Annotated in this window: 6 protein-coding genes; 5 read left to right on the top strand and 1 reads right to left on the bottom strand. The window is 66.8% G+C overall.

Annotated elements, in window-relative coordinates:
* From VEG08_15435 to ispF, 5 genes are all read left to right on the top strand, one after another.
* The coding region (locus tag VEG08_15435) for a TRAM domain-containing protein (protein HXZ29387.1) at positions 1 to 586 on the top strand (586 nt) is incomplete at its 5' end.
* A 40-nt stretch (positions 587 to 626) separates the two neighbouring features.
* Positions 627 to 989: a PilZ domain-containing protein gene (locus VEG08_15430; GenBank protein ID HXZ29386.1), complete on the top strand. Its 363-nt coding sequence runs from the start codon at positions 627 to 629 to the stop codon at positions 987 to 989.
* A 97-nt stretch (positions 990 to 1,086) separates the two neighbouring features.
* Positions 1,087 to 1,836, top strand: a complete 750-nt coding sequence (ispD, locus tag VEG08_15425) for a 2-C-methyl-D-erythritol 4-phosphate cytidylyltransferase (GenBank protein ID HXZ29385.1) — start codon at positions 1,087 to 1,089, stop codon at positions 1,834 to 1,836.
* A gap of 46 nt (positions 1,837 to 1,882) precedes the next feature.
* Positions 1,883 to 2,323 (top strand): GxxExxY protein, encoded by a 441-nt coding sequence (locus VEG08_15420; protein ID HXZ29384.1) that lies wholly within the window; start codon positions 1,883 to 1,885, stop codon positions 2,321 to 2,323.
* A complete protein-coding gene (gene ispF / locus VEG08_15415) occupies positions 2,320 to 2,808 on the top strand; it encodes a 2-C-methyl-D-erythritol 2,4-cyclodiphosphate synthase (protein ID HXZ29383.1) in 489 nt (162 codons plus the stop codon). Before VEG08_15420 ends, ispF begins: the two co-directional genes overlap by 4 nt.
* A 109-nt stretch (positions 2,809 to 2,917) precedes the next feature.
* On the opposite strand, the gene VEG08_15410 is transcribed toward ispF, so the two are convergent.
* The coding region (locus tag VEG08_15410; protein HXZ29382.1) for an HD domain-containing phosphohydrolase at positions 2,918 to 4,052 on the bottom strand (1,135 nt) is incomplete at its 5' end.

The following is a 4,052-nucleotide window of genomic DNA, read 5'->3' as shown; positions in this document are numbered from 1 at the left end:
GCGCGAGCTGCAACTGGTGGCCGACTCCGCCGACTCGCTCAAGCGCAACCGCGGCCGCCGCGGCCTCGACATCCTGCAGCGCATCCAGAAGATCGCCACCCTCTCCATCCAGATCGTGGAGGACGACTTCCCCACCGTCCGCGACGTGGACATGAAGCTGATCGAACTGGCCAAGCTCTACGAGGCCAAGATCGTCACCAACGACTTTAACTTGAACAAGGTGGCGCAGCTCCAGGGACTCCCCGTGCTGAACATCAATGAGCTGGCTAACGCCTTGAAGCCGGTGGTGCTGCCGGGCGAAACCATGCGGGTTTTCATCCTCAAGGAAGGTAAGGAATACAACCAGGGCGTCGCCTATCTCGACGATGGCACCATGGTGGTGGTCGACAACGCCCGCAAGATGATCGGCAAGACCATCGACGTCTCCGTCACCTCGGTGCTGCAGACCACCGCCGGCAAGATGATCTTCGGCAAGTTCGACGAGCGCGCCTTCGCTCCCCGCCCCGCCGCGGAGCCGCCGCGGCCGCCGGAGCGCAAGCCTTCGTCCACCCCCGCCCTGGTGGAGCGCCCCACCCATGAGAGCTGAGCGCAAGCGCCCCGGCCGGGAACGGCAAGGATCTCGGTGAATGGACGCGAACGACAACCGGGCCTCGTCGCTGCGGCGGCAGCGGCGCCATCCCCGGCATGACCTGGATGAGCGGCTGGTCGTGACCTGCGATCAGGGCGGCAAGCCCAAGAACCTGCACGGCCGCTGCACCTCGCTGAGCCTGGGCGGCTTCGGCGCGGTCCTGGCGGGGCATCTCGAATCCGGCGAGGTGGTCAGCGTGGAGTTTCGCTTCGGGTCTTCCGGCCCGCCCATGCGCTTGCGCGCCCACGTCCGCCACCGCCGCGGCTTCCACCACGGATTCGAGTTCCTCGGGCTCAGCACCGCCCAGACCCGCAGCCTGCGCGACCTGATCACCGAGGTCGCCCGCTCGCTGGGAACGTAGACCGCCGGGCAGTCTCCCAGTTTGGCCAAACTGAGACACTACCGACCGCCGCCGGCTGGGACGCGGGCGCCGGCAACTGCTATACTCTTCGCCCCTGATGAAGGTCGTGGTCGTCATTCCCGCCGCCGGTCTGGGGACGCGCATGGCCGCCTCCGCCAAAGGGCGCGCGACCGGACCGCCGCCCTCCTCCAAGCAGTTCGTCGAGCTGCGCGGCGTGCCCATCCTGGTGCGCACCCTGCGCAAGTTCGCGGAACTCCCCCAAGTCAACGAGATCTACGTGGCCCTGCGCCCGCCCGAGATCCAGAAGTACCAGGGGCGGCTGGAAAAGGAGGGTTTCGGCCGCAAGCTCCGCCTGGTGGAGGGCGGCGAGCACCGCCAGCAATCGGTGGCCAACGCCCTGGCGCAGGTGCAGGCCGACCCCGAGGACATCGTGCTGGTGCACGACGCCGTCCGCCCCTTCGTGGACGCTGCGCTGATCCGCAGCGTGATCGAAGCCGCCACCCGCTACGGCGCCGCCATCGCCGGGGTCCCGGCGGTCGACACCGTCAAGCAGGTGGATCGCACCGCCGAGGGCGCCATCGTCAGCTCCACCATCCCCCGTCAGCACATAGTCCTGGCCCAGACCCCGCAGGGCTTCCGCTTCGGCCTGTTGAAGAAGGCCATGGACGAGGCCTTGGCCGACGGCTTCACCGGCACCGATGAAGCCTCGCTGCTGGAACGCGCCGGACACACTGTGGCGGTGGTCATGGGCTCCGCCCGCAACCTCAAGATCACCACCCCGGACGATTTGGCCCTTGCGGAGTTCTATCTGGGGCAGGAGGGCGGGGACCCTGCTCGTAGGGACTGAAACCAAGCGGCCACGGATTCTCACGGATCATCACGGATCAGGAATCATGGAAGACCAAAAGCCAGGCCTGAAGCACGAAGAGCTGACTCAGAAGATCATCGGTGTCTTCTACGACGTCTACAACGAGCTTGGATATGGTTTCTTGGAATCGATCTATCGTGACTCGATGGTGATTGCCTTGCGAGATGCAGGTTTGAAGGTTGAACGCGAGGTCCCGATTACGGTTGGCTTTCGGGGCCACTCGGTTGGGGATTTCCGTGCGGACCTTCTCGCCGAAGGCCGAGTTCTCTTGGAGCTCAAGACTGCCAGGACGATCGAAAAGTCTCACGAAGCTCAGCTTCTGCATTACCTCCGTTCCACGCAGATCGAAGTCGGCCTCCTGTTGAACTTCGGCGAACGTCCCCAGTTCCGGCGCCTGCTCTTTGACAATGATAGAAAAAAGATCCGTGAGAATCCGTGCGAATCCGTGGCTGGTGGTTCGTCATGAGAATCGGCTTCGGCTTCGACTCGCACGAATTCCGCCCCGGCCTCCCGCTGAAGATCGGGGGCGTCGTGATCCCGCACGAGGCCGGCCTTGCCGGGCACTCCGACGGCGACATCCTGCTGCATGCGCTCACCGACGCCCTGCTGGGGGCGGTGGCCGCCGGCGACATCGGCGGCTATTTCCCGCCCTCCGACCCCAAGTGGCAGGGCGCCGACTCCGCCCTCTTCGTCCGCGAGGCCCTGAAGCAGGTCGCCCGCGCCGGCTACGCCGTGGCCAACGTGGACTCCACGCTCATCCTGGCCGCCCCCAAGATCGGTCCTCACGCCAAGAAGATCCAGGCCAGCGTGGCCAAGCTACTGGGCATCGCGCCTTCGGCGGTGGGCGTCAAGGCCAAGACTCCGGAGGGCCTGGGCCTCGCCCATGCCGCTCTCGCCCAGGTGGCGGTGCTGCTGGTGGAATCGAAGAAGCCGCGCAAACGCCAGAGGTAGCCGCCCTCACTTCGAGGGCGTCATCCTGAGCGGGCTTCTGCCCGCGAAGGATCTCGCGGACAGCGCCGAGGCTTTCTCTGGCTGAATGAGAGATTCCGGGAAAAGCCCGCTAGAGCTTGGCCGCCTTCTCGCCTTTGAGCCGGCGGATGAGGATGCGCACCAGCATGCCGTCGAACTGGGTCCCGCTCAGGCTTTCCAGTTCAACCATGGCCTCGCTGGGCGACTTCACGCTGGCGTAGGGGCGGTCGGCGGTCATGTTGACGTAGGCCTCCGCCACCGCGATGATGCGCGCTCCCAGCGGGATCTGCTCGCCCGCCAGGCCCTCGGGGTAGCCGTGGCCGTCGAAGCGCTCGTGGTGGTGGCGCACCAGAAGCGCCAGGGGCGCGCCGCCGGGAATCGTCTCCACGATGCGCGCCCCCAGTTCGGCGTGCATCTTGACCAGGTAGAACTCGTCCTGGGTGAGGGCGCCGGCCTTGTTGAGCAGGCGCTCCGGGATCAGGATCTTGCCCACGTTGTGGACCAGAGCGGCGAAGGCCAGGTCGCTGAGTTCGTCGTGGGGTAAGCGCAGCTCCTTGCCGATGGCCTCGGCGAAGCGGGCCACGGTCTCGCCGTGGCCCAGGGCGTGGGCTTCGCGGGTCTCGGCCGCCCGCGTCAACGCGCGGATGGCGTCCATCAGCGCCTGCGCGCTGCTGCCGTCCTTGATGGCGGCGCCCAGCTTGCGCAGCGTGGCCACCAGGTCGTCGGCGCAATCCGGACCCAGGTGCTCGCGATGCAGGAAGCCCTCCACGTAGCTGGTGACCAGTTGCCGCTGCAGGGCCACGCCCTCGCCCTCTGCGAACTCTTCCGCCGTGGCCACGCGGTTGCCGCCCGCGTGCTTGGAGACGTACATGCCGGCGTCGGCCACGCGCACGATGTCTTCCACGCTGGCCCCGTGCAGCGGGAAGGTGGCCACGCCGAAGCTGCCGGTGATGTGGCGCTCGTTGAGCATGGGATCGGTGGCGATCCACAGCCGCAGGCGCTCGGAGAGGATCTGCGCCTGCTCCACCCCGGTCTCCGGCATCAGGATCACGAACTCGTCGCCGCCGTAGCGCGCCACCACGTTCGACTGTCGGCACTTCTGTTCCAGCAGCCGTCCTACCCGCGCCAGCACCAGGTCGCCCTCCAGGTGGCCCATGGTGTCGTTGACTTCCTTGAACTTGTCCAGGTCGATGAGCACCACCGAGAAGGGGCGTCCCGAGCGCGAG

The sequence above is a fragment of the Terriglobales bacterium genome, assembly GCA_035624475.1.
Lineage (GTDB): Bacteria > Acidobacteriota > Terriglobia > Terriglobales > Acidobacteriaceae > DASPRL01.
The sequence above is the reverse complement of the archived record's forward strand: the minus strand, read 5'-3'. Positions and strand labels throughout refer to the sequence as shown.